This is a genomic window from Saccharopolyspora antimicrobica (assembly GCF_003635025.1).
Taxonomy (GTDB): Bacteria; Actinomycetota; Actinomycetes; order Mycobacteriales; family Pseudonocardiaceae; genus Saccharopolyspora; species Saccharopolyspora antimicrobica.
This window is the reverse complement of the sequence record NZ_RBXX01000002.1, coordinates 7,418,629-7,441,938: the sequence shown is the minus strand read 5'-3', so window position 1 is coordinate 7,441,938 and position 23,310 is coordinate 7,418,629. Positions and strand designations below refer to the sequence as shown.

Below are 23,310 nucleotides of genomic sequence, written 5' to 3'. Positions count from 1 at the left end.
CACACGGGAGGTCCTCCGGTCATGTCCGCGCCGCCCCGCGTCTGCGTCATCGGTGCCGGTTCCTCCGGGATCGCCACCGCGAAGGTGCTGCTCGAACGCGGCATCCCGTTCGACTGCTTCGAGCTCTCCGACCGGATCGGCGGGAACTGGGTGTGGGGCAACCGCAACGGGATCTCCGCCGCCTACCGGTCGCTGCACATCAACACCTCCCGCGAGCGGATGGCCTTCAGCGACTTCCCGATGCCCGCCCACCTGCCCGACTTCGCCCGGCACGACCAGGTCGCCGCGTACTTCGACGCCTACGCCGACCACTTCGGGCTCCGCGAGCACATCACCTTCCGCACCGGGGTGCAGCACGTCGCACCGCTGCCCGGCGGCGGCTTCGACGTCGCGCTGAGCACCGGGGAAACCCGCCGCTACCAGGCGGTGTGCGTGGCCAACGGGCACCACTGGGATCCCCGCTGGCCCGAACCGGCCTTCCCCGGCGCCGATTCCACCGGGATCGAGCAGATCCACTCGCACCGCTACACCGACGAGTCGCAGCTGGTGGGCAAGCGGGTCGTCGTGGTCGGCATGGGCAACTCGGCGGTGGACATCGCGGTGGACGCCAGCTACCACGCCGCGGCCACCTACCTGTCCGCGCGCCGCGGCGCGCACATCATCCCGAAGTACGTGTTCGGCCGCCCCTACGACCAGATCGCGGGCAGCGAGCGCATCCCCGGCTGGATCCGGTGGCCGCTGGCCCGGCTGCTGCTGCGGTCGGTCACCGGCCGGATGACCCGGTACGGGCTGCCCGCGCCGGACCACAAGTTCGCCCAGGCGCACCCGACGATGTCCAGCCGGGTCCTCGACCGCCTGGCGCACGGCGCTATCCACCCCAAGCCGAACATCGCGCGCCTCGACCGCTCCGAGGTCGTGTTCACCGACGGGAGCCGGGCCGCGGCCGATCTGGTCGTGTACTGCACCGGCTACCGGATCAGCTTCCCGTTCTTCGACGCCGGGTTCCTCGACCCCGGCGAGGACAACGAGATCCGGCTCTACCAGCGGGTGTTCCACCCGAGGGTGCCCGGCCTGTACTTCATCGGGCTGGTGCAGCCGCTCGGGGCGATCATGCCGATCGCCGAGCGGCAGTCCGAGCTGGTCGCCGATCACCTGCAGGGCGGCTACGCGCTGCCCGACCGGCTGGCGATGCTCGCCGAGATCGCCAAGCACCGGCAGGCCGTCGCGAAGCGCTACGTCACCTCCAGGCGCCACACCATCCAGGTCGACTTCGACGACTACATGCGCGAACTCAGCCGCGAACGCCTCCGCGGCGCCAAGCGGAACGCGCCCGGAGCGCGCGCGGCGGTGCGGGCGGTCAGCCGCACTTCCGCCTGACCGGGCGAACAGTCCACTGTGGTCCGTCGTCGTGGACGGTGCCGGGACTTCGTCCACGCTGAGGGTGGGAACGAGGTGACGGCACGACTAGTGTTCTGTGCCGGACGAGTTCGTCGCATCTCGGAGTTGGCCTGTGACCGTCGGATACCTGCCGTGGAACCGCCCCGCACCGGCGGCGAACCGCCCGTGCCTGCGCGATGAGCGCAACGAGCTCACCTACGCGGAGGTCGGGCAGCGGGTCGCGGCGTTCGCCGAGGAGCTCGCCGAGCGCGGCCTCGGCCCGGGCGACGTGCTCGGCATCATGCTGCCGAACCGGGTCGAGCTGCTCATCGGGCTGCTCGCCGCCTGGCGCGTCGGCGCCGCGGTGACGCCCGTCAACCCGGCCTTCACCGAGAACGAAGCCGGCTACCAGCTGCGCGACTCCGGTGCCCGGCTGGTGCTCAACGGCGGGCCGGATGCGCCGAGCGCCGGGCTCCCCGCGATCCACGTCGACGAGATGCGTCGCGCGGCGCGGGGAAACCCGCCCGAGCGGGAGATCCGGCCGGACGAGCTGGCGCTGCTGGTCTACACGAGCGGCTCCACCGGCCGTCCCAAGGGCGTGATGCTCGACCACGCCAACCTCGACGCGATGGTTTCGGCCATGGCCGAGCACTTCCGCGCCACCGACGCCGACCACTGCCTGCTCGTCCTCCCGCTGTTCCACGTCAACGCGATCTGCGTCAGCTTCCTGACGATGATGCTCAGCGGTGGTCAGCTCACGGTGCTGGAGCGCTTCGACCCGAAGTCCTTCCTCGCGGCTGTCGAGCGGTACCGGCCGACCTACTTCTCCGCCGTCCCGACGATCTACGCGCGCTTGGCCGAACTGCCCGGCGAGTTCGCCGCCGACACCTCGTCGCTGCGGTTCGCGGTGTGCGGTGCGGCGCCGGTGTCGCGGGAACTGCTCGAACACTGCGAGTCGCGGTTCGGGTTCGCGATGGTCGAGGGCTACGGGCTCACCGAAGGCACCTGCGCATCGGCGTGCAACCCGGTCGACGGCGTGCGCAAGCTCGGCACCGTGGGACCGGCCCTGCCGGGTCAGCGAATCGCCACGATCTCGCCGGAGGGGGATCACCTGCCGGCCGGCGCGGTCGGTGAGGTCGTCATCCAGGGGGCCAACGTGATGCGGGGCTACCTGAACCGGCCGGAGGAGACCGCCACGACGCTGGCAGGCGGCTGGCTGCGCACCGGGGACGTCGGCCGGATCGACGAGGACGGCTACCTCACCCTCGTCGACCGGCTCAAGGACATGATCATCCGGGGCGGGGAGAACGTGTACCCGAAGGAGATCGAGTCCGTGCTGCACGGCCACCCCGGCGTGCTGGAGGCGGCCGTGGTCGGCGTCCCGCACGCGGTGTACGGCGAGGTCCCGGTGGCCTGCGTCGTGCCCTACCCGGACGCGGTGGTGACGGTCGAGGAGCTGCTCGAACGCTGCCGGGCCGACCTCACCAAGATCAAGCTGCCCGTCGAGATCCACCTGCTCGACGCGCTGCCGAAGAACCCGGTCGGGAAGATCGACAAACCGACCCTGCGCAAGGCCCTCCACGGCCGCTGAGTCGCGGAAGCCAGCTGGAGCCGCCCGGGTGGGCTACCGTCGGTGCGCGACAGCGGCGAGACCGACCCGGCGGTGGGGAGCCCGAGATGAGCAGCCCTGAGCCACCCCGATTCCTCTTCGGCCGCGCATCGGGCGACCGTGACTCGACTCGGCCGCGGGAAACCGCGAAACGCGAGATCGCTCCTGGTCGTGACCACCGCTGTGAATCGGGGAGCGGCGGGACAGCGGTCGTGGTGGGCGGCGGCCCCAACGGGCTCGCCGCCGCCGTCGCCCTGGCCCGGGAGGGCGTGCAGGTCACGGTGCTGGAGGCGGCCGGCGAGATCGGTGGCGGAACCCGCAGCGCCGAGGCGATCGTGCCGGGACTGCTCCACGACCAGTGCTCGGCGACGCACCCGATGGCGGTGGGATCGAGCTTCCTGCGGGGCCTCGGTCTGGGCCGGTACGACCTGGAATGGCGGCTCCCCGAGATCGACTGCGCGCACCCGCTCGACGACGGCACCGCCGGGGTGCTGCACCGCTCCGTCGCCGAGACCGCCGCCGGGCTCGGCGCGGACGGCCGCCGCTGGTCGAGGTTGTTCGCGGGCCCGGCGGCGGACTACGACGTGCTCGCCGAGGACATCCTGCGGCCGATGCTGCGGATCCCGCGCCACCCGCTCCGGCTCGCCCGCTTCGGGATCCCCGCGCTGCTGCCGGCGTCGGTGCTCGCGAAGGCCTTCTCCGAAGAACCGGCGAAGGCGCTGTTCGGCGGAGTGGCCGCGCACGCCCTCCACCCGCTGGACCGGCCGCTGAGCTCCAGCATCGGCCTGGGCATCCTGACCGCCGGGCACCGGCACGGGTGGGCGGTGGCGGCCGGTGGGTCCCGGTCGATCACCGGCGCGCTGGCCGCGCTGCTGCACGATCTGGGAGGCAAGATCGAGACCGGCGTCCGGGTGCGCTCCAGCGCGGACCTGCCGAGCAGCGACGTGACGATCTTCGACCTCGCCCCGGGGGCGGTGGCCGACATCCTCGGCGACCGCTTGCCGAACCGGATCGCCCGGGCCTACCGGCGGTTTCGCTACGGACCGGGAGCGTTCAAAGTGGACTTCGCCGTCGAAGGCGGCGTGCCTTGGACCTCCGAACCGGTGCGCCGGGCGGGCACCGTGCACGTGGGAGGTTCGTTCGCCGAGATCGCCGCCACCGAGCGGCAGATCCACAGGGGCCGGATGCCGGAGCGGCCGTTCGTGCTCGTCGGCCAGCAGTACCTGGCCGACCCGCAGCGCTCGGTCGGCAACGTGCACCCGGTGTGGTCCTACGCCCACGTGCCCAACGGGTACTCCGGTGACGCGACCGGGGCGATCATCGCGCAGGTCGAACGCTTCGCCCCCGGTTTCCGGGAGCGGATCGTCGGCACCGCGGTGCGCACCACCGCCGGATTCGCCGAGTACAACCAGAACTTCGTCGGCGGCAACATCCTCACCGGGGCGAAGAACTGCCCCCAGCTCGTGTTAGGCCCCCGCACGACGCTCAACCCCTACGACGTCGGACTGCCCGGCCACTACATCTGCTCGGCGGCCACTCCGCCCGGCCCGGGCGCCCACGGCATGTGCGGCGCCAACGCCGCGGCCCGCGCGCTGAAGCACCTGCGCGGTCGCGCGCGGAGCTTCTGAGGAACGCGGATCGATCGATCGGCAACGCCGCCTCACCAGAAGCGGGTGGTGGGCCCTGCTTCGGCGAGGTCGGACCAGAAGTCGATCCGCGCGGTGGGCGAAGTCAGCGGCGGGCCGGTGGGCGGGAGGAACTCGCGGGCGATGTAGTCGGCCAGATCGACGCCGTAGTAGATGACATCGGTCTGGTGCACCGAGAACACCGGGCTGCCGGTGCCCGCCGGTGCGGCCGGCAGGAAGCGGTGGCCGTAGACGGGCAGCAGCACCGGCACACGGGCCAGGTGCTCCCGCGCCTTCTGGAGCGCGGCCGGCTTCGACGCCGGCCGGGGACCCCAGCGATCCGGCCAGAACGCGTTCTCGCGGACGTCGAAGAGCACACCTTCCAGCGGCAGCGCCAGCCGCTGGCGCACCTCTTCCGGGTTGCCGAGCCAGTCCACCCAGCCGGGGCCGCGCGGCGTCGCCTGCCGCAGCAGGGCCGCGTGGTCGGGGCCGAACGTGATGCCGAAGCGGTGCTCGGTGGTCTGCAGCTGTTGCGCGGACAAGCCCGGGCCGAGCGGGATGTCCGCTCGGCGCAGGAGTTCCAGTGCTCGACCGGCGATCGCGGTCATCGTCGTGCCGGTTCCGGCAGCATCGCGCGGAGCTCGGCCAGCGCCGACAGCACCTTGTCGCGGTTGCTCGCCAGCAGCATCCAGCGGGGCAGCTTGTAGCCCAGCTCGCGCCCGACCGGGGTCTGGTGCACGGTGCGGATCTTGGCGCCGACGAACCCCTCCAGGTAGTCCAAGTGGGCTTCGTTGGCCGCCCACAACCGGTGCCCGGCGCAGGAGGTGGTCAGGTAGAACGGCAGCCCGTAGAGCGCATCGATGCCGTCGGCGGCCATGTCGCGGCTCAGCGGCCAGTGGCGGACCAGCTCCGGGCGGCCACCGCACGCGCAGGCACGCGGCCGAGCGGACTGGGCGGGGCGCAACGTGGTGGTGAACGACTCGCGCCGCCCGCAGTCGCGGCAGCGCCGCTCGACCATGACCCGCCGGTCACCGACCGGAGCGGGCCGGTCTCCTTCCCACTGCTGGCAGCACGCGCACCAGTGACCGGCCTTGCCGCCGTCGGTCGTCCACGCGCAGCGCGCGCACCGCGGCACGCCGTGGCGGATGAGAGCGGGGCCGGAGCAACGCGGACAGCGCACCCACACCTCATCGCGCGGCACGGCGAACAGTGGTGCCGCCGCGGGAGTCGTGGTCATGCGACCATCGTCGCACACGATTTCCCCGTGCGGCACCGGTTTTTGCACCCTCAGGTGTGGACGGACACGATCGGCTTCCCGAGCCTGGCTGGCGCGTCGCCGCCCAGCTCCACGCTCTTGGTCTCCGGCAGGAACCAGAAGGTGATCAGCGTCAGCATCCCGAGGAAGATCGCGTAGGTGTTGAACACACCGGACAAGCCCTTGCTCCGACAGGTAGGTCTGCACGTACGGCGCGGTGCCGCCGACAGCCCGACCGTCAGCGCGTGGGGCACGACCAGCACCACGCCGATGGACATCGCCACGAACCGCTGCCATACCTGGCCCTGGATCATGCGTCGGGGATTGACACGCTCGCCCGGCCGAGCCGCTGTTGATCACGGCAGCCCTCGTGCGAGCATGGGATCGTGCTCATTCGCGCAGCTGCCCCGGACGAAGCCGCCGCTCTGAGCGATCTCGCGCTCCGCTCGAAGGCGCACTGGGGCTACGACGAGGCGTTCCTGGAGGCGTGCCGCGCCGAGCTGACCCTCCGGCCGGACGATCTGATAGAGCAGCGGGCGACCGTGGCGCAGGTCGGAGACCGCGTGGTCGGCTTTTACACCTTGGCGGGCCGGGCGCCCGAAGGGGAGCTGACCTGCCTGTTCATCGAGCCGGACCACATCGGCACCGGTGTCGGCAGCCGGCTCTGGGAGCACGCCGTCGCCGCGGCCCGCGCCCTCGGCCTCCAGCGATTCACGATCGACGCCGACCCCTTCGCCGAGGACTTCTACCGGAAGCTGGGCGCGGTCCGGGTCGGCGTCACGCCCTCCGATTCCATCCCCGGGCGGGAACTCCCGCGGCTGATCTACCGCCTCGACTGACGGTCGCCGCTACGACGTTCCGGTCGTTGGCGGCACCGATTCCCGTCTGGGGCCAGGCGGCGGGTCGTGAGTGCTTTGGGATGTCATAGCACCCCAAAGCACTCACGGGTTCTGAGCAGTGAAAACGGGGCCGACGGCGATCTCGCGGGAGATCGCCGCCGGTCGTGTCAGACGAGGTTGGCGCCGGGGCGGCCGTCGTCGATCACGAAGCGGGCCCGGTCGCGGATCGGCGAGCCGGGCTTCTCGACGTAGTCCAGGACGCGGAAGTCCGCCGTCCAGGCCGAGGGCGTGATCGTGTTGCGGACGTAGCCGCGGTGCCGGTTGATGAACTTGATGTGCGGGTTCTCCGCCAGCTGGACCGCATCGCCCGGGTTCTGCTCGACACCGTTGCCGTTGGAGGTGATCGAGGTGCCGACCAGCTCGGTGGCCACCGTCGCCGAAGCCGGGTCGTCGAAGTCGGCCTTGACGTCGCAGACGTAGTTGGCGTGCACGTCACCGGTGATCACCACCGGGTTGGACGCCTTCGCCATGCGGTCGCGCACCAGGTTGCGCTCCGCCACGTAGTTGTCCCAGGCATCGTCGCTGAACGAGTCCTCGTCGCCGGCGGTGAAGTCGCGCTGCGAGAAGAACACCTGCTGCGCCAGGACGTTCCAGCGCGCGGTCTGCCCGCCGAGGTTGCGCAGCAGCCAGTTGCGCTGCTCGGCGCCCAGGATGGTGCGCTCGGCGTCCAGCCGCTTGTCCTGGTCCTGGAAGTCGCGGTACTGGCGGGTGTCGAGCAGGTGGAAGTCCACCAGGTTCCCGAACGTCAGCCGCCGGTAGAGGCGCATGTTCGCGCCCCACGCGTGCTGGGTCTCGCGCAGCGGCATGTTCTCGTAGTAGGCCTGGAACGCCTCGGTGCGGCGCTTGCGGAAGACCGCCGGGTCCTGGTCGGGCTCGTCGTCGGGCTGGGACCGGTCGGCCGCCCAGTTGTTCTCCACCTCGTGGTCGTCGAAGACCACCACCCACGGGAACGCGGCGTGCGCGGCCTGCAGGTCCGGGTCGGTCTTGTACTGGGCGTGCCGGGTGCGGTAGTCGGCGAGGTCGAAGGTCTCGCGCGCGGGCGCGTGCGGGCGGCCGATGCTGCCCTTCGCGCCGCCCTCGTAGATGTAGTCGCCGAGGAAGGCCACCAGGTCGAGGTCCTCCTGGACCATGTGCGAGTAGGCGCTGAAGTGGCCGACCGGGTAGTTCTGGCAGCTGGCGAAGGCGAAGGAGAACTTGTCGAGCTGCGCGCCGAAGCGCGGCGCGGTCCTGGTGCGGCCGACCGGGCTGAGCTCGTTGCCCGCGCGGAAGCGGTAGTAGTACTCGGTGGCGGGGTTGAGGTTGAACAGCTCGACGTGCACTGAGTGCGCCGACTCCGGCCGGGCCTGCGCGGTGCCTTGGGCCACGATCTTGCGGAAGCCCTCGTCCTCGGCGACCTGCCACTGCACCGGCACGACCCGGTCGGGCATCCCGCCGAGACCGTTGTCGGCGAGCGGCTCCATCGCCAGCCGGGTCCACAGCACCACGCCGTGCGGCAGCGGGTCACCGGAGGCGACACCGAGCGTGAACGGCGACCGGATCTGCCCGCCCGCGCCGGGCAGCGCGCTCGCGGCGGTGCTGCCGAGACCCGCGGTGGTCAGCGCCGCCGCGCCGAGCGCCGCAGTGCCGGCTAACAGGACCTGGCGCCGGGACGGGTTCGCTCCGCTGGTGCCGGAGTTCTCAGTCATGGTTCCCCTCTGCAGTTGTGCGCGGCCGGGCGCGCCGAATCGGTGAATCCGGTGCACGCTAAATCCGCGAGATGACCGCTGGGCGAACCGGTGCTGACCCGGCGATGTATTCCCGGCGCACCACTGTCCGATGCGCACGGAGCGTATGCGATAATGAACGCTCGGTGCGCCCTGTTTCGATTCTGCCGGTAATTCTGCCGACGCGCTTTTCCTGAAAGCATTCTCGGAGTGCTGTGTGACGAATTCGTTACCGCGTCGAGAATCGTCCGCGGGGCGGGTTCTGGGTACCCACCTTAGTTGGTGGCGCATCGTGAAAACCCGCTTGACCAGCGAATATGCTGGCGTGGTACGAGTAGTCGCAAGCATCTGGGAATCGCGGAGTCGTCAGTGGTGTCCCGTATGCTCGGCGGTGAGCTTGTGCGGAGGGAGAATTCTGATGGAAAACGCCGGGAGTTCGCTTGTGCGCCCGTTCCAGGTGGACCTTGGTGGAGTGGTCGATCTGCTGAGCAGGCACATTTACTCCGGCGCCGATGTCTACTTGCGCGAGCTGCTGCAGAACGGGCGCGACGCGATCGCCGCTCGCGCCAAGGCCGACGGCGGGCAGGGCCGGGCCGGCATCGAGATCTTCCCGGTCGGCACGGTGCCGGAATCGCCGGAGGAGTTCGTCTTCCGCGACGCCGGGCAGGGGTTGAGCGCCGCCGAAGCGGGCGAGCTGCTGGCCACCGTGGGCAAGAGCTCCAAGCGCGACGATGTGCTCAACCTCCGCGACGAGGACTACCTGGGCCAGTTCGGCATCGGCCTGCTGAGCTGCTTCATGGTGTCGGACCGGATCGTGGTGCGCAGCCGCTCGGTGCAAGGCCACCCGCCGGTGGAGTGGACCGGATCGGCCGACGGCACCTTCTCGATCCGGGAGCTCACCGAGGCCGAGTCGGGCGGGATGGCGATCGGCACCGAGGTGCGGCTGGCCCCGCGGCCGGACGACGCGGCGCTGCTGTCCGCGGCGAAGGTGCTGTCGCTGGCCCGCCGCTTCGGCCGGTACCTGCCGGTGGAGGTGCGGGTGCGGCGCGCCGACCAGATGTGGGAGACGGTCAACGAACCGGCGGTGTTCCTGCCGCAGGAGCGTCCGGCCGACGAGCGGTCGGCGGCTGAGGCGCTGGAGGCGTTCGGCGCGGAGCAGACCGGGAACCGTCCACTGGAGACGATCGAGATCTCGGTGCCCGCCACCGGAACGCAGGGCGTGGCCTACGTGCTGCCGTTCGCGCCGCCGCCCGGCGCCCGGCGCAGCGGGCAACTCTACCTCGGCCGGATGCTGCTGGGCGAGGACCTCTCCGAACTGCTGCCGGAGTGGGCCTACTTCGTGCGCTGCGTCCTCAACACCGAGGGCCTGCGGCCGACGGCGTCGCGCGAGCAGCTGGTCGCCGACGAGGCGCTGGAGTACACCCGGGAGGAGATCGGGAAGGCGTTGCGGCGCTGGATCGTCCAGCAGGCCACCACCCGGCCGGCGCGGTTCGAGCGGTTCGTCGCGGTGCACCACCTGGGCCTGAAGTCGATGGCCGTGCACGACGACGACCTCGCCGCCGCGGTGCTGCCGTGGCTGACCGTGGAGACCTCGGCCGGGCGGATGACCGTCCGCGACTACCTGGAGCAGTCCCGCCACGTCCGCTACGTGGAGACCGTCGACGAGTTCCGGCAGATCGCGGCGGTCGTCCCGCCCGACCAGCCGGTGATCAACGGCGGCTACACCTACGAGTCGGACCTGCTGCGGCGGCTGCCGCTGCTGATCGACGACGTCACCGTGGAGCAGGTCCAGGCCAGTTCGATCCTGGACGAGCTCGCACCGCCGCCGATGGACGACCGCAGCAGCACCAGCGCGCTGGAGCGCCGGGCGGCGGCGGTGCTGGCCGACCTGGGCTGCGACGCGCTGGTGCGCTCTTTCCGGCCGGACAACGTCACGGCGCTCTACGTCGCCGACGCGGCGGCCATCCGCCGGATCGAGCGCACCGAGGTGCGCGACTCGGCGCCGGCGGTGTGGGCCGACGTGCTGGGCGGGGTGGACGCGATCACCGCGGGCAAGCCCGGCCGCACACCTCGCAACACCACGGCGCAGCTGTGCCTGAACTGGCAGAACCCGATGATCCGCCAGCTGTCCAACCTGGACGATCAGCTCGTCTTCGACCGCAGCGTGCGGCTGATCTACATCCAGGCCCTGCTGGCCGGGCACCGGCCGCTGTCCCGCAACGACCGAACCGTGATGACCACCGCGATGAGCGACCTGATCCAGCTCAGCGTGGGCGTCACGAGCTGACCGCGGCCGAGGCCGCGCAACACTTGACGAAGAGGGGACCGAACCATGTCCGAAACCGTGACCGAGATCGAGCGGCTGCTCGACGACAGCGAGATGATGCCCTACGGGCCGGAGGAATCGGCGATGGTCGCCGACGCGGTCCGGCTGGCGCAGGAGGCGGGCGAGGAGGAGCTGCTCTACAAGGCGCGGATGCGGCAGATCTCCAGCGCGTCGATGACCGGTGACAGCGACACGATGTTCACCGCGTTCTCCTGGTGCCTGGGCCAGCACGACTCCGACCCGGCGCGGTTCCCGCTGGAGGTCGAGGACAACGACCTGCTCTGGTACTACAAGTGGATGGCTGAGGCGGTCGCGCTGAACCCGGCGTTCCCGCAGCAGCAGGTCGACCAGGTCCTCGACGACATGGAGCGCCGCTACCGCGCTGCCGGTGTCGGGCTCTCCGGCGTCTGGCAGGCGAAGATGTCCAACGCCACCACGGCGGGACGCTTCGAGGAGGCGGCCGGGTTCCGGGCGGCCCGCGAGGAGCTGCCGCGGGACAACTACAGCCACTGCGAGGCCTGCGTCCGCAGCGACGACGCCGACTACTTCCGGGCCTCCGGTGACGAGGAGACGGCGCTGCGGCTGTTCGACGAGATCATCGAGAACCGCGTGTCGTGCGGTTCGGAACCGGAGCGCGCCCAGGGCAACGCCCTGCTGCCGCTGCTGCGCGCGGGCCGCGCCGACGAGGCCAAGTGGCACCACTTCCGCAGCTACCGCGCGGCGGTGGCCAACGCCGACGGGTTCGGCATCATCTCCGACCACCTGGTCTTCCTCGCGGTCACGGGCAACACCGAGCGCGGGTTGTCGCTGCTGGAGCGGCACATCGGCGAGCTGCCGAACGACCCGCTGGACGTGTACAAGCGGTTCTGCGCGCTGGTCTCCTACGGCGTGCTGCTGGACGCGGTGACCCGCGGCGGGCACGGCGATGTCGAGGTCCGGGGCAGCGACATGCCCGACGTGGCAGCGGTTTTCGGCATCGAGCCCCGTCGGCGCACCGCCGCCGAGCTGGCCGCCGAATCGTGGCGGGTCGCCGGCGAGATCGCCGAGTCCTTCGACGCGCGCAACGGCAACCAGCACTTCGCCACCGAGATCTCGCGGGCCCGCGCGCTGGCCGACGAGCACTACGACCTGCCGATCGAGACGCAGACGTTCGCGCCTGCCGACCTCGCCGAACCGGAGGCCCCGAAGACTCCGGCGGACTACCTCGACCTGATCCGGGTGGCGACCGTGGTCAAGGAGGACCCGGCCGAGGCGCTGGCGCTGCTGGAGGAGATGGACGAGCAGCCCGAGCCGGAGCTGCTGCCCCGGTTCCACCGCTCGGTCCTGACGATCTGCCGGGAGCGGGATGACTGGGATGGGGCGCGGGAGGCCATCAAGTCCCGCGCCGAGGCGCTGCGCGCTCTGGGGCAGCAGCAGCTGGCCGACGTCGAGGAGGAACTCGGCCTGGCGCTGTACCCGCCCTTCGACGACGACAGCGAAGCGAAGCTGCGCGCGGTGCTGGCCCGTGACGACCTCGAACCCGCCGCCCGCTCCGAGGTCCTGATCTCCCTGGGCGGGCTGCTGGGCTACCTCGATCAGACCGCCGATGCGGTCCCGCTGGCCAGGGAAGCCGTCGAGCTGGCCGAGTCCGCCGGGCTCGAGCAGCTCACCTCGGCCCGGTTCCTGCTGGCGCAGGTCCTGCTGCGGGAGAGCCAGCCGGAGCCCGCGATCGACGCCCTGGACGCGCTGCTGGCCGCCGAGACCGACCGCAGCGCGCGGATCAAGGCGCTGGAACTGCGGGCGCGGGTCGCCGGCGGCATGAGTGACTTCGCCACCGGCGTGCGGGTGGCCGATGAGCTGCTGGACCTGCAGACCGCGATCGGGAACCGGGCCGGTGTGTCGTCGGCGGCGATGCTGGCGGCGCACCTGCTCGACGACCTGGGTGACGCCGCGGAGGCGGTGAACCGCGCGCAGGTCGCGGTGCGGCACGCCGAGCTCGGCGACACCGGCGACCTCAACGTCAACCGGTACTGGCTGGGCCGGTTCCAGCTGCAGGCCGGTGAGCCGGACCTGGCGATGGAGTCGCTGGACGCGGCCGCCGCAGGCTTCGCGGGCAGCGAGGGCGCCGGTGCGTTCGCGCTGGAGGCGCGGTTCTGGCTGGGCCTGGCCTCCCGCGAGGCCCAGGAGCTCGGTACGGCTTACCGGGTGTTCTCCGAGGTCGCGCACGTCGCGGAGGAATCCGGTGACGAGGCGCTGGTGTCGCTGGCGATCCGGGCGCACTCGGCGCTGGGCGACCTGCTGGTGTCGGTGGACGACGAGGACGCGGTGGAGAGCTTCGAGGCGGCGCTGCGGCTGGCCCGCGCGCACGAGCTGCCCGAGCAGGCCGCCAGGGTGCTGCACCAGCTGGGCCAGAGCAAGATCAAGTTCCGCGGTGAGGCCGGGCTGGCCGACCTGGACGCGGCGATCGAAGCCGGCCGCGCAGCGGGTGAGGACTGGGAGAACGGTCCGGAGTGGTTCGTCGCCGACGTGACGGACACGAAGGCCCGCGCGCTGGCCGCGATGGGGCGCGAAGAAGAAGCGATCCCGCTCGCGCTGACCGCTGCCGACGGGTACGCCGCGGCGCACGACACGGGATCCGCGGCGATGTCGGAGCTGCTGGCGGCCCGCGTGCTCAACGACAAGGGACGCGCGGAGGAAGCAGTCGGGCTGTACCGGGCGTCGCTGCAGCGGCTGCCGGTCGGCAGTCAGGCGCACACCGGGGTGTCGCTGGAGTTCGGCGAGGTGCTGGAGAAGCTCGGGCGCGCGACCGAGGCCGCCGAGGTCCGCGCCGCGGTCGCCGAGTGATCGGCGCGGGGTGCCCCTCCGCCCGGCGGGGCACCCCGCGTCCACAGTGGAGTGGGCCGCGTGAGCGCCGGTGAGCAGCAGCGACGTGCGGCGGGATCCCTTGCCGCGCCGAAGGATTTCCGGGCGGCGAAGCGACTCGTCCAGCGCGGGGCGCGAGTCCGCGTGGTCTCCAGCATCGGCGCCCCCGAGCAGCTGCCCGAGAACCCGGAGCTGATCACCGGCAGCTTCAAGAAGCTCAAGCAGCCCTTGGCGGTCGGTGCCCTCCTCGTGGTCGTGAGCGTGCTCGCGGTGCGGCTCATCACCGTGACCGCGTGGGACGACGAGGACTACTGGAACGCGATCTGGACCGCCTTCCCGTGGGTCTTCCTGGGCCCCGCCTGGATCGGGTACGCCGAGATGGTGGGCCGGAACTTCACCGCTTCCCGCTTCGCCGACTCCTACGAGACGTTCCGCGCCGAGGCGGTTCAGGCGCGCGGAACCGTCGAGGGCATTCGCGGAGAACCGACCAGGCGCCGCAGGGTCAGCCGACTGGTCGTCGACGTCGCCTACGAGTGCCCGGCCGGAAATCGGATGTCGGTCGTGGCGCTGTCGCCTAACATCAACCTGCCGCACGACGAGGTACCGGAGATCGGTGCACCCGCGTTCGTCTGGATCGGCCCGGACGGGCGAAACCGGGTAGCTCAGATCCCGGCCCGCGGCACCGAACGCTGACCGGGGGAATCCTGTGCTCGACAAGCAGATCATCCAGCGGACGCTGCGCGTGCCGCGCAGCACGGCACCGGCCGGGGACGGTTCCGCCGCCGCCCGCCAGATGGACGCGGTTCTGGTCGGCGCCGGGTTCAAAGCGTCGCGCGACCTGCTGGAGCACGTCTCGGCGCTGGAGCCGGGTGCGGCCTCGGACCTGGCCGCGCAGGTGGTCGGCTCGGTGCGCGAGCTGGTCGGCGACCACGTGCAGCACAACTCGTACTTCATCGACTTCCCGCGCGGTGTGCCGGACACGGTGGAGTTCTGGGTGAGCTGCCTGCGGGACGCGTTCGTCCCGAGCGGTGCCGCATCGCCGACCGACGCCGAGCTGCTCGCCGGGCTCAGCGCCGGGCTGATCGGTCTGCTGGACCTCCCGCGCTACGGCCGCTACCAGCACACCTACGCCGAAATGCTGGCCGCGCACGACGAGCTGATCCCGTCGGTCAAAGACCGCGTCACGGTCGTGCACCTGGGCGATTCGTTCGACCACGAGGCCCGCGCGCTGTACCTGGAGCTGGCCGGTTCGACCACGCCGCTGGGCGAAACCGACCGGAAGCTGCTCGCCGAGCTGGCCGAGCACTGCGGCGGTGAGGTGCCGGAGAGCATGCCGGTGCGGGAGAACCGGGCTGTGATCAACACCGCCCGGCTGGCGGCGGGGCTTCCGCTGGTGGGAGTCGACACCGTTGTCGACGTGCTGCGCACGGCGTGCCAGGCCAGCGGTGGTGACGTGACGCTGGCCGAGCCGAGCCGGTTCCGCAGCTTCACCCGGCGCGAACGACGAGTGCTGCTGGCCGCGCTGGACCAGGTCGTGGCCGGTGCCGAGGGCAAGCTCGGCGACATCGCGCGCTGGGCGGAACGGTTCAAGCGGCTCGGTGAGCGACTGCACCCGCACGAGTACCCGCGGTTCCCAGGTGCGCAGGACGTGTTCGCCGTCGCGCGCGGCGAGCGGACTGCGCCGTCGTTGACCGGCCGCGCGGAACTGGCGTTCGCTGCCGGAGACATCCCCGCTGCCGCCGCAGTCCTGGCCGGTGCGCCCGGTCTGTTCATGCGATCGCTGGACAGGTTGCTCCGGCAGGCCACCGAACCGGACGCGGTGCTGGATGCGATGGAGAAGGTGCTCGGATCGGTGTCCGGGCGCGTGCTGTGCTCGGTCCGCGAACACCTCATCAACCGCGGGGCAGCCGATGCGCACCGCGTGTTCGTCAACCGCGCACGCCGCGCATGGGTCGCACCGGACGCGCGTGCACCGCTGCCCCGTGAGGTGATCGAGCGGGCGAGCGATCTGATCGACGCCGAACTGCTCGCGCGCTTGCCGGAGCTCGAGCGGCTGGTGGTCGACCCGGCGGTGCTGGAGGTGGCGCTGCCGTTGTCGGGCGCGGCCAGCGAGGACGGATTCTCCGTGCTGCCGCGTGGTTCCCGCAGCGAGGTCGAGGGGGAGGTGCTCCGGTTCTTCGCGCACTGGCGGCAAACTCGTAAGAACACCGACTTCGACCTGTCCGCGCAGCTGCTCGACGCGGAGTTCCGCTACCTGCGGCACGTTTCGTGGACCGACTTCGGCGGCGGTGATGTGGTGTACTCCGGCGATCTCACCTCGGCACCGGACGGCGCGACGGAGTTCATCGACATCGCGCTGGACTCGGTCGACGCGGCCTACGTCGTGCCGCAGGTCGACATCTACAGCGGCGAGGACTTCAACCACGTCGCCGAGTCGATGTTCGGCTGGATGACCCGCGACCGCGCGCAAGCCGGCGCGCCCTTCGACGCGCGCACCGTGCGGGCCCGCTCGGACATGCGCGGCTCCGGTCGCATCGCGCTGCCGGTCGTGTTCGGTCGCGGGACCGGCGGGAAGTGGACGGCGACGTGGCTGCACCTCTACCTGGCCAGCGACCGCATCTTCAACCAGCTGGAGAACAACAACCTCACCACCGGTGCGCTGACCCAGGCCCTGGTGCGGCGTGAGTACCTGACGGTGCGCTACCTGGTCGAGCTGTGGCGGCGGAAGTGCGGATCGGTCACCGCCTGGGACCCGGCGGCCGAGCTGGACGGACCCGTCACCTTCCTCGGGCTGCACCGGCCCGAGGGCCTGCCCGCCGGATCGACCGCGATCACACCGGACGGACTGGTACCCTGATCACGCGAGGCCATGGGAGAACTTCCTGCTAATCATTCGTAGATTCCTAGTTCTCCCGCTCTCCTCGCGTCACACGAACACTGATGGCCTGCGCCCTCGGCGCGGGCCATCAGTCGGCACGGGCATCGCCGAGTTCGTCCGGAACCCGCGCACGGAACTGAGCTGACAGCTGCCCCTCGGGGCAACGGCAGGTAGGGCGTCTGCACCGCGCTGTTGCCCCGTAGGACCTGTTCGGCGGTGCCAGCGGCTGATAGGCAGGTGCGTGGTGGACCGCGATTGTCTCGTTCCATCCGGTGCGCTCCGGAACAGCAGGAGGCGCGGTCGGGCACGCGATGAACGCGGTCAACTACCGCGTCACGATCTACTGGGTCGACGTGCAGAGTGTTGCGCACCGCCCTGGTGGCTGGGCGGTGCGCAACGGGCTAGCCGACCGCGTCGCGGATGGTGTTGTAGAGGTCCAGGACCGCGGCGGCGGTGGGGATCAGGGCGATCAGCACCAGGTATTCGATCCGGTCCAGCCAGCGGGCCCGGATCGGAGCGGCCGCGCTCGGGCCGTGCCCGGCGTAGTACAGGCAGGCCACCCCGGCCAGCGCGGTTCCCGCGCCCGCCGCGAGCAGCCAGTCCGCGTCCAGTGTGGACAGCAGTCGGGTGGTCAGGCCGATGAGCAGGACCAGGCCGATGACGATCGTCGCCACCCGCTGCGCGGTGCCCGCGTAGGAGCGGGAGCGCAGCAGCCAGGCGATGGCCACCACGGCGACCAGCACCGGCGCCCACGGCGACGGATCCCCGAGCAGCACCAGGCAGCAGCCCGCCGTCACGATGCCCAGCGCGGTGACCAGGCCGGTCAGGATGTGGGTGGCCGTCGTCGTCGGGCCGAGCACGGCCGAGCCGAGTGTGGGCTGCTCGTCGGCGCGGAACGAATCCATGTCGGCGGGCACCTTGGGCATCGGCAGCCTGGCCAGCCGCAGCGAGATCATCGGTGCGGCCGCGGTCAGCGCCGCTGTCAGCGCGACAGCCACCGCCGCGATCCGGGGGCCGGGCAGGTCGAAAAGCGGGACGCACGCGGTGATCGCCGCACCGAGCGCCGAGGCGGCGATGATCGGCGCGAACCAGGTGAACCGGTAGACCAGCATCGCCGCCGTGGTGGCGTAGACGGTGACCGCGGCGAGCCCGAGCGGAAGCGAACCCACCAGGGAGTGCGGCGGCAGCGCGGTGGCTCCGGCCAGCAGCGCAGCCGGGACTCCGGCCGCGGCGGTCGCCGTCGCGGCGTCCACATCGCCACGAGCCCGCGACAGCGCACCGCCGGAGACCACCAGCGCCACCGCGATCAGCGCGCACGACACCGGTGCCAGCACGCTGCCGCGGAAAGCCCCGGCGACGAACGCGGTCGTCCCGGTGAACAGCGCGAGAGCCGCCAGCAGGCTGACCCGCCGACCGGTCCGCGGCCGCCACGGGCCGGCGCGGGTCTGCGCCGCACCGGCGATCGCGTCCACCGCGTCGTCGAAGACCAGCGGTGTCTCCCGGCTCGGGCGGGGTTGCAGGGACAGGATCTCCCCGTCCTGCATCAGCGTCGCCGACACCGTCAGCCCCGGCGCCAGCGGGGCGCCGCCGAGGCGCGCCAGCACCCAGCCCGGGTGCTGCTCCGACCGCGGCGGCGTCCCGCTGAGCCGCACCAGCTGCGGGATCAGCTCGGCCACCGTGCACTCCAGCGGCAGCGCGACGTCGACCCGGGAACCGGGCGAGACCACGGTGACCCGGCGCGGTGCTGCCATCAGGCGAGCTCGTCGGTGGCGCTGAGCACCGGCGCGAGCCGCTGCTCAGCCAGCCGGGCCAGCTGCTCCAGCGCGTCGTTGGCGGCCTCCGCGATCACCTCGCCGATGTCGCGGGCGTCGTAGCGGCGCAAGGCCTCCGGGTCGATCTCGAACTCGGTGAACCGGCCGGTGCCGCGCAGGGTGGCGGTCACCTCGTCGTTGCGCGAGTAGCCGGAGACCAGGACGGTGTCGATGTCCCGGCGGATGCGGTCGATCTCCGCCTGCTGGTGCTGCATCCGCTGCACCAGCTCTTCCATCTCGGGCAGATCAGCGTTCATCGGTGTGCTTCCGGCGTTCAGGCGGCGACGGCGGCAGGCGTGCCGCTGTCGGCGAACAGGGTGGTCAGGGTCTGGCTGAGCGCGTTCTTGTTCTGCTCGGCGGAGGCCTCGGACTGCGACTTGAGCTGCGTCGCCTGCATGACCGCGTTCATGATGGCCAGCGCGATGGCCACCTCCCGCCACGGCGAGCTCATGCCCTGCGCGGCCCGGATGCCGTCCATCATGCGCTGCACGATCTCCATCGCCTTCTGCAGGAAATCGGCCTTCTGCTGCTGCGCCGTGCTGCGGGCCCGCACCAGCGCGTCGGATGCCGCGGTGAGCCGCTGGCTCTCCTTCTCCAGCGCCACCTTCAGTACGTTGGTCAACTGGTCGACGAAGCCGTCCGACTTCTGCCGGCACGCGTCGTAGCCCCGCCCGTTCCAGGTCTCGCCCAACTGGGTCACGACCTGGTTCGTCGCTCTCGCCGCCGCACCCACCTGCTGGGCGCACTGCGCGCAATCCCTGGCCTTGGACCGCAGTTCACCCGGGTCGCCGGTGACGTCGCTGACCGCTTGGGTGAGCAGCGTCAGGCCTGCCCTGATGATCGCGGTGACCAGACTGGTGTCCATGCCGCACCTCCATTCTCCGCGAGCGTAGGGCGGATGTGATCGGCGGCTGGACGGCAAAAGTACCCACCTGCGCGGATGCCGCGGTGACGACACTTCAGGAGTACCCCGAAGTGGAGGCGGAAGTACTCGATGCGGACCCAACCGGCGCTGCGCGACCGCGCGCCCGAGCAGATCGTGCTGCAGGCCCCGCCCGGCGTGGCCAAGGGCGGCGGCAGCCAGTCCTGGATGCAGATGATGTTCATGGTGCCGATGATGCTCGGCATGGGCGCCATGTCGTTCGTCTACATCGGACGATCCGGCGGCCCGATGACCTACATCTTCGGCGGCCTGTTCGTCGTCGTGATGATCGGCATGATCACCATGTCGGTGGCGGGCGGCAGGCAGTCGGCCAAGGCCAAGATCAACGAGGAGCGCCGGGACTACCAGCGCTACCTCGCCGGACTGCGCAAGCAGGTGCGCGAAACCGCCGAAGCCCAGCGCGCCGCGCTGCTGTTCACCCAGCCCGAACCCGAAGACCTGTGGACCATCGTGCCCACCCAGCGGCGCTGGGAGCGGCGCCGGACCGACGCGCACTTCGGCCAGGTCCGCATCGGACTCGGCCCCCAGCAGCTGGCCACCCCGCTGCGCGCGCCGCAGACCGCGCCGCTGGAAGACCTCGACCCGGTCGCCTCCACCTCGCTGCGGCACTTCATCCGCACCTACTCGACGGTGCCCGACCTGCCGGTGGCCATCGCGCTGCGCGGCTACGCCCGCATCACCATCAGCGGAGCCCGCGACGAGGTCGCCGAGCTGGCCCGGGCCGTGATCGGCCAAGCGGTCACCTTCCACTCGCCGGCCGACCTGCGCGTGGCGCTGTGCGTGGCGGAGCGCAACCGCGCGGACTGGGACTGGGCGAAGTGGTTGCCGCACGCCCAGGACGAGTCCGAATCCGACGCCGCCGGGCCGGTCCGGCTGGCGGCCGGTGACATCGCGGCGCTCGTCGAACTGCTGGGACCCGACTTCACCGAACGCCCGGCGTTCACCAAGAACGCGAAACCCGACGCCGAACGCCCGCACCTGCTGGTGATCTCCGACGGCAGCCCCGTCCCGCAGGAAGCCGAGCGGCACGGCACCACCGTGCTCGAACTGACCGAGCTGCCACCCGACGCGGTCCGCCCGAACGCGCTGTTCCTGCACGTCTCCGACGGGCTGATGGGCATGCTCGTCGGCAGCGACGAGGAGGTCGGGTTCCGCTACGTCGGCGAACCGGACCAGCTGAGCACCACCTCCGCCGAAGCGCTGGCCCGGACGATGGCACCGTGGCACACACCCGGCTCGGCCGCCGCCGAAACCCCGATGTCCACCACGTTCGGCCTGGCCGACCTGCTCGGCCTCGGCGACCCCCGCGACACCGACCCGGCGGTGACCTGGCGACCCCGCAGCGCCCGCGAGCGGCTGCGCGTCCCCCTCGGCCTGGACCCCGACGGGCTGCCGGTCGAGATCGACCTGAAGGAATCCGCGGAAGGCGGCATGGGCCCGCACGGACTGGTGATCGGCGCGACCGGCTCCGGCAAGAGCGAACTCCTCCGCACGCTGGTCACCGGCCTGGCCGTGACGCACTCCTCGGAAGCGCTGAACCTCGCGCTGATCGACTTCAAGGGCGGCGCGACCTTCGCCGGCATGAGCGAACTCCCGCACACCTGCGCGGTGATCACCAACCTCTCCGACGACCTCGCGCTGGTCGACCGGATGGCCGATGCGATCCACGGCGAACTGGTCCGCCGCCAGGAACTGCTGCGCACCGCGGGCAACTACGCCTCGGTGCGCGACTACGAGCAGGCCCGCGAAGCCGGGGCCGACCTCGCACCGCTGCCCGCACTGCTGGTGATCATCGACGAGTTCAGCGAACTGCTCTCCAGCCGACCGGAGTTCATCGACCTGTTCGTGATGATCGGCCGACTCGGGCGCAGCCTGTCGGTGCACCTGCTGCTGGCCTCCCAGCGGCTGGAGGAAGGACGCCTGCGCGGACTGGACGCGCACCTGTCCTACCGGATCGGGTTGCGCACCTTCTCCGCGTCGGAAAGCCGCACGGTGCTCGGCGTCCCGGACGCCTACCACCTGCCGGCGGTGCCCGGCTCGGCCTACCTTAAGAGCGACACGGACACCTTGCAACGACTCAAAGCCGCCTACGTCTCCGGCGAGCTCCCGGCCCGCTCCGCAGCAGGTGCGGTGCCGGAATCCGCACCGGGCAGGCAGGTCATCCCCTTCGGACTGGACCGCGCGGAAGACCCGGCACCGCCCGTGGTGTGGCCCGCGCAGCTGCCCGAGGCCGAACCGGAGGAGAACACCGGCGAAACCATCATGAGCGCGATGGTCGACCGCCTGGTGGGGCGGGGGCCGGACGCGCACCGGATCTGGCTGCCGCCCCTGGACGAACCGCCGACCCTCGACCAGCTGCTCCCGGCCCTCGGGCTCGACCCGGAGCGAGGACTGTGCCCGGTCGGCTGGAGCGGCAACGGCGGACTGGCCGTCCCGGTGGCCACCGTGGACAAACCGTTCGAGCAGCGCCGGGACCAGCTGTGGCTGGACTTCTCCGGCGCCGCGGGCAACGCCCTGCTGATCGGCGCACCGCAGAGCGGCAAGAGCACCTTCCTGCGCAGCACCATCGCCTCGCTCGCCCTCACCCACACCCCGGCGGAAGTGCAGTTCTTCCTGCTGGACATGGGCGGCGGCGCGCTGGCCGCCGTCGCCGGGCTGCCGCACGTCAGCGGCCACGCCGCGCGCCGCGACGAGGAGCGCTGCCGGCGCATCGTCGCCGAGGCCACCACGCTGCTGGACCAGCGGGAGGCGTTCTTCGCCGAGCACGGCATCGACTCCATCCAGACCTTCCGCCAGCGGCGCGCCGAGTTCACCGAAAGCGGCGGCGCGGGACGCGAATTCGGCGACGTGTTCGTCGTCGTCGACGACTGGGCGACGGTGCGCCAGGAGTTCTCCTCGCTGGAAGACCCGCTGGTCCGGCTGGCCACCCGCGGGCTCGGCTTCGGCATCCACGTGATCATCTCCACCACCTGGTGGCTGAACCTGCCGACCCCGCTGCGCGACAGCATGGGCACCCGCGTCGAACTGCGCCTCGGTGACCCGAGCGACTCGATGATCGACCGCCGCGCCGCGCAGAACGTCCCCGCCGCTGCACCGGGCAGGGGACTGACGGTGGACAAGCTCCACATGCTCACGGCGCTGCCCCGGGCCGACGGCGACCAACGCCCGGAAACGCTGGCCGCGGGCACCTCGGAACTGGTCGCCAGGGTCTGCCAGGCCTGGCCGGGTGCCCCGGCGCCGCGCGTGCGGCTGTTGCCGCGCAAGGTCGCTGCTGACGAACTGCCGCTGCCCGCCGGGCGCGCCATCCCGCTGGGACTGGCCGAATCCGACCTGCAACCGGTGCACCTGGACTTCGCCACCGAACCGCACTTCATCGCGTTCGCCGACGTGGAGAGCGGCAAGACCGCTCTGCTGCGCAGCATCGCGCACGGCATCACCCGCCAGTACACCCCCGAAGAGGCCCGGATCATCGCCGTGGACTACCGGCGCGGCCTGCTCGGCGCCATCGGCGAAGAACACCTGCTCGGCTACGCCGGATCCGAACCGGCGCTCGACGACGCCGTCGCCCAAGTCGCCCAGGCCATGCGGGAACGACTGCCCGGCCCGGACATCACCCCCGAACAGCTGCGCCGCCGCGACTGGTGGCAGGGCCGCGAACTGTTCCTGCTCGTCGACGACTACGAACTCGTCGCCTCACCCGGCAAGGTCACCCACCCGCTGCTGCCGCTGCTCGACCTGCTGCCGCACGCCCGCGACATCGGCCTGCACCTGGTGCTGGCCCGCGGCAGCGGCGGCGCGGCACGAGCCATGTTCGACCCAGTGGTCCAGCGGATCCGGGAACTGGGCTCACCAGGACTGGTGATGTCGGGCAGCCGCGACGAAGGCGCGTTGCTCGGCGACGTCCGTCCGGGCAAGCAGCCACCGGGCCGCGGCGTGCTGGTGCGCCGCCGCGCCGCGAACGAACTGGTCCAGGTGGCCTGGACTCCGTTCGGTGCGGGCACAAGTGCCGTCGCCGACGACGTCAGTTCTGCCGTGTGACGGCA

The 23,310-nt window shown here is 71.4% G+C and carries 16 protein-coding genes; 9 read left to right on the top strand and 7 right to left on the bottom strand.

All coding sequences use genetic code 11. From position 1 onward, the window contains the following. The first annotated feature begins 21 nt into the window (after positions 1-21). The 3 genes from ATL45_RS35230 (at position 22) to ATL45_RS35220 (ending at position 4,614) form a co-directional block, all read left to right on the top strand. Positions 22-1,377, top strand: coding sequence for a flavin-containing monooxygenase (locus tag ATL45_RS35230; RefSeq protein ID WP_093147055.1), 1,356 nt, complete (start codon positions 22-24; stop codon positions 1,375-1,377). Positions 1,378-1,510: 133 nt separating this feature from the next. Further along, a complete protein-coding gene (locus tag ATL45_RS35225; protein WP_093147054.1) occupies positions 1,511-2,968 on the top strand; it encodes a class I adenylate-forming enzyme family protein in 1,458 nt (485 codons plus the stop codon). Positions 2,969-3,054: 86 nt separating this feature from the next. Continuing rightward, the gene (locus ATL45_RS35220) at positions 3,055-4,614 is read left to right on the top strand and encodes a phytoene desaturase family protein (protein ID WP_093147052.1); all 1,560 of its coding nucleotides are present in this window, start codon (positions 3,055-3,057) and stop codon (positions 4,612-4,614) included. Positions 4,615-4,646: 32 nt separating this feature from the next. Here ATL45_RS35220 and ATL45_RS35215 read toward each other — a convergent pair whose 3' ends face one another. Genes ATL45_RS35215 through ATL45_RS38615 form a run of 3 tightly spaced genes read right to left on the bottom strand, consistent with a single transcriptional unit; the run spans position 4,647 to position 6,180 of the window. Continuing rightward, positions 4,647-5,219 (bottom strand): hypothetical protein, encoded by a 573-nt coding sequence (locus ATL45_RS35215; protein ID WP_093147051.1) that lies wholly within the window; start codon positions 5,217-5,219, stop codon positions 4,647-4,649. Further along, positions 5,216-5,848, bottom strand: coding sequence for a hypothetical protein (locus tag ATL45_RS35210; RefSeq protein WP_093147049.1), 633 nt, complete (start codon positions 5,846-5,848; stop codon positions 5,216-5,218). The genes ATL45_RS35215 and ATL45_RS35210 overlap by 4 nt, the downstream gene beginning before the upstream one ends. 50 nt (positions 5,849-5,898) lie before the next feature. Further along, the gene (locus ATL45_RS38615) at positions 5,899-6,180 is read right to left on the bottom strand and encodes a hypothetical protein (RefSeq protein WP_143121562.1); all 282 of its coding nucleotides are present in this window, start codon (positions 6,178-6,180) and stop codon (positions 5,899-5,901) included. Between the two features lie 72 nt (positions 6,181-6,252). Here ATL45_RS38615 and ATL45_RS35205 point away from each other — a divergent pair, with 72 nt between their 5' ends. Then, positions 6,253-6,705, top strand: coding sequence for a GNAT family N-acetyltransferase (locus ATL45_RS35205; protein WP_093147047.1), 453 nt, complete (start codon positions 6,253-6,255; stop codon positions 6,703-6,705). Between the two features lie 167 nt (positions 6,706-6,872). Here the strand turns inward: ATL45_RS35205 and ATL45_RS35200 are convergent, their stop codons facing one another. Then, positions 6,873-8,450, bottom strand: coding sequence for an alkaline phosphatase D family protein (locus ATL45_RS35200; protein ID WP_093147046.1), 1,578 nt, complete (start codon positions 8,448-8,450; stop codon positions 6,873-6,875). Between the two features lie 436 nt (positions 8,451-8,886). On the opposite strand from ATL45_RS35200, the gene ATL45_RS35195 reads away from it, so the two are divergent. From ATL45_RS35195 to ATL45_RS35180, 4 genes are read left to right on the top strand one after another with little or no spacing between them, the layout of a single operon-like run. Beyond that, positions 8,887-10,755 carry an HSP90 family protein gene (locus ATL45_RS35195; protein WP_093147044.1) on the top strand — a complete coding sequence of 623 codons (1,869 nt, stop codon included), beginning with the start codon at positions 8,887-8,889 and terminating at the stop codon, positions 10,753-10,755. Positions 10,756-10,800: 45 nt separating this feature from the next. Further along, positions 10,801-13,617: a hypothetical protein gene (locus ATL45_RS35190; protein WP_093147042.1), complete on the top strand. Its 2,817-nt coding sequence runs from the start codon at positions 10,801-10,803 to the stop codon at positions 13,615-13,617. Between the two features lie 60 nt (positions 13,618-13,677). Next, positions 13,678-14,328 (top strand): hypothetical protein, encoded by a 651-nt coding sequence (locus tag ATL45_RS35185; RefSeq protein ID WP_143121561.1) that lies wholly within the window; start codon positions 13,678-13,680, stop codon positions 14,326-14,328. Between the two features lie 13 nt (positions 14,329-14,341). After that, complete coding sequence (locus ATL45_RS35180) at positions 14,342-16,492, top strand: TerD family protein (RefSeq protein WP_093147039.1); 2,151 nt, start codon at positions 14,342-14,344, stop codon at positions 16,490-16,492. Between the two features lie 422 nt (positions 16,493-16,914). On the opposite strand, the gene eccD is transcribed toward ATL45_RS35180, so the two are convergent. Genes eccD through ATL45_RS35165 form a run of 3 tightly spaced genes read right to left on the bottom strand, consistent with a single transcriptional unit; the run spans position 16,915 to position 19,189 of the window. After that, positions 16,915-18,264, bottom strand: a complete 1,350-nt coding sequence (gene eccD / locus ATL45_RS35175) for a type VII secretion integral membrane protein EccD (protein WP_093147037.1) — start codon at positions 18,262-18,264, stop codon at positions 16,915-16,917. Then, a complete protein-coding gene (locus ATL45_RS35170) occupies positions 18,264-18,581 on the bottom strand; it encodes a YbaB/EbfC family nucleoid-associated protein (RefSeq protein WP_093147036.1) in 318 nt (105 codons plus the stop codon). Before ATL45_RS35170 ends, eccD begins: the two co-directional genes overlap by 1 nt. Positions 18,582-18,598: 17 nt before the next feature. After that, positions 18,599-19,189, bottom strand: a complete 591-nt coding sequence (locus tag ATL45_RS35165) for a WXG100 family type VII secretion target (protein ID WP_093147034.1) — start codon at positions 19,187-19,189, stop codon at positions 18,599-18,601. A 129-nt stretch (positions 19,190-19,318) separates the two neighbouring features. Here ATL45_RS35165 and eccCa point away from each other — a divergent pair, with 129 nt between their 5' ends. After that, the gene (eccCa, locus tag ATL45_RS35160; protein WP_093147032.1) at positions 19,319-23,305 is read left to right on the top strand and encodes a type VII secretion protein EccCa; all 3,987 of its coding nucleotides are present in this window, start codon (positions 19,319-19,321) and stop codon (positions 23,303-23,305) included. Positions 23,306-23,310 lie beyond the last annotated feature (5 nt).

What these genes read in the sequence shown, in the direction of transcription:
- ATL45_RS35220 (WP_093147052.1), top strand. Translation starts at nt 3,055, where the DNA reads ATGAGCAGCCCTGAGCCACCCCGATTCCTCTTCGGCCGCGCATCGGGC.
- ATL45_RS35190 (WP_093147042.1), top strand. Translation starts at nt 10,801, where the DNA reads ATGTCCGAAACCGTGACCGAGATCGAGCGGCTGCTCGACGACAGCGAG.
- ATL45_RS35165 (WP_093147034.1), bottom strand. Translation starts at nt 19,189, where the DNA reads ATGGACACCAGTCTGGTCACCGCGATCATCAGGGCAGGCCTGACGCTG.
- ATL45_RS35170 (WP_093147036.1), bottom strand. Translation starts at nt 18,581, where the DNA reads ATGAACGCTGATCTGCCCGAGATGGAAGAGCTGGTGCAGCGGATGCAG.
- ATL45_RS35200 (WP_093147046.1), bottom strand. Translation starts at nt 8,450, where the DNA reads ATGACTGAGAACTCCGGCACCAGCGGAGCGAACCCGTCCCGGCGCCAG.
- ATL45_RS35210 (WP_093147049.1), bottom strand. Translation starts at nt 5,848, where the DNA reads ATGACCACGACTCCCGCGGCGGCACCACTGTTCGCCGTGCCGCGCGAT.
- ATL45_RS35195 (WP_093147044.1), top strand. Translation starts at nt 8,887, where the DNA reads ATGGAAAACGCCGGGAGTTCGCTTGTGCGCCCGTTCCAGGTGGACCTT.
- eccCa (WP_093147032.1), top strand. Translation starts at nt 19,319, where the DNA reads ATGCGGACCCAACCGGCGCTGCGCGACCGCGCGCCCGAGCAGATCGTG.
- ATL45_RS35230 (WP_093147055.1), top strand. Translation starts at nt 22, where the DNA reads ATGTCCGCGCCGCCCCGCGTCTGCGTCATCGGTGCCGGTTCCTCCGGG.
- ATL45_RS38615 (WP_143121562.1), bottom strand. Translation starts at nt 6,180, where the DNA reads ATGATCCAGGGCCAGGTATGGCAGCGGTTCGTGGCGATGTCCATCGGC.
- ATL45_RS35215 (WP_093147051.1), bottom strand. Translation starts at nt 5,219, where the DNA reads ATGACCGCGATCGCCGGTCGAGCACTGGAACTCCTGCGCCGAGCGGAC.
- eccD (WP_093147037.1), bottom strand. Translation starts at nt 18,264, where the DNA reads ATGGCAGCACCGCGCCGGGTCACCGTGGTCTCGCCCGGTTCCCGGGTC.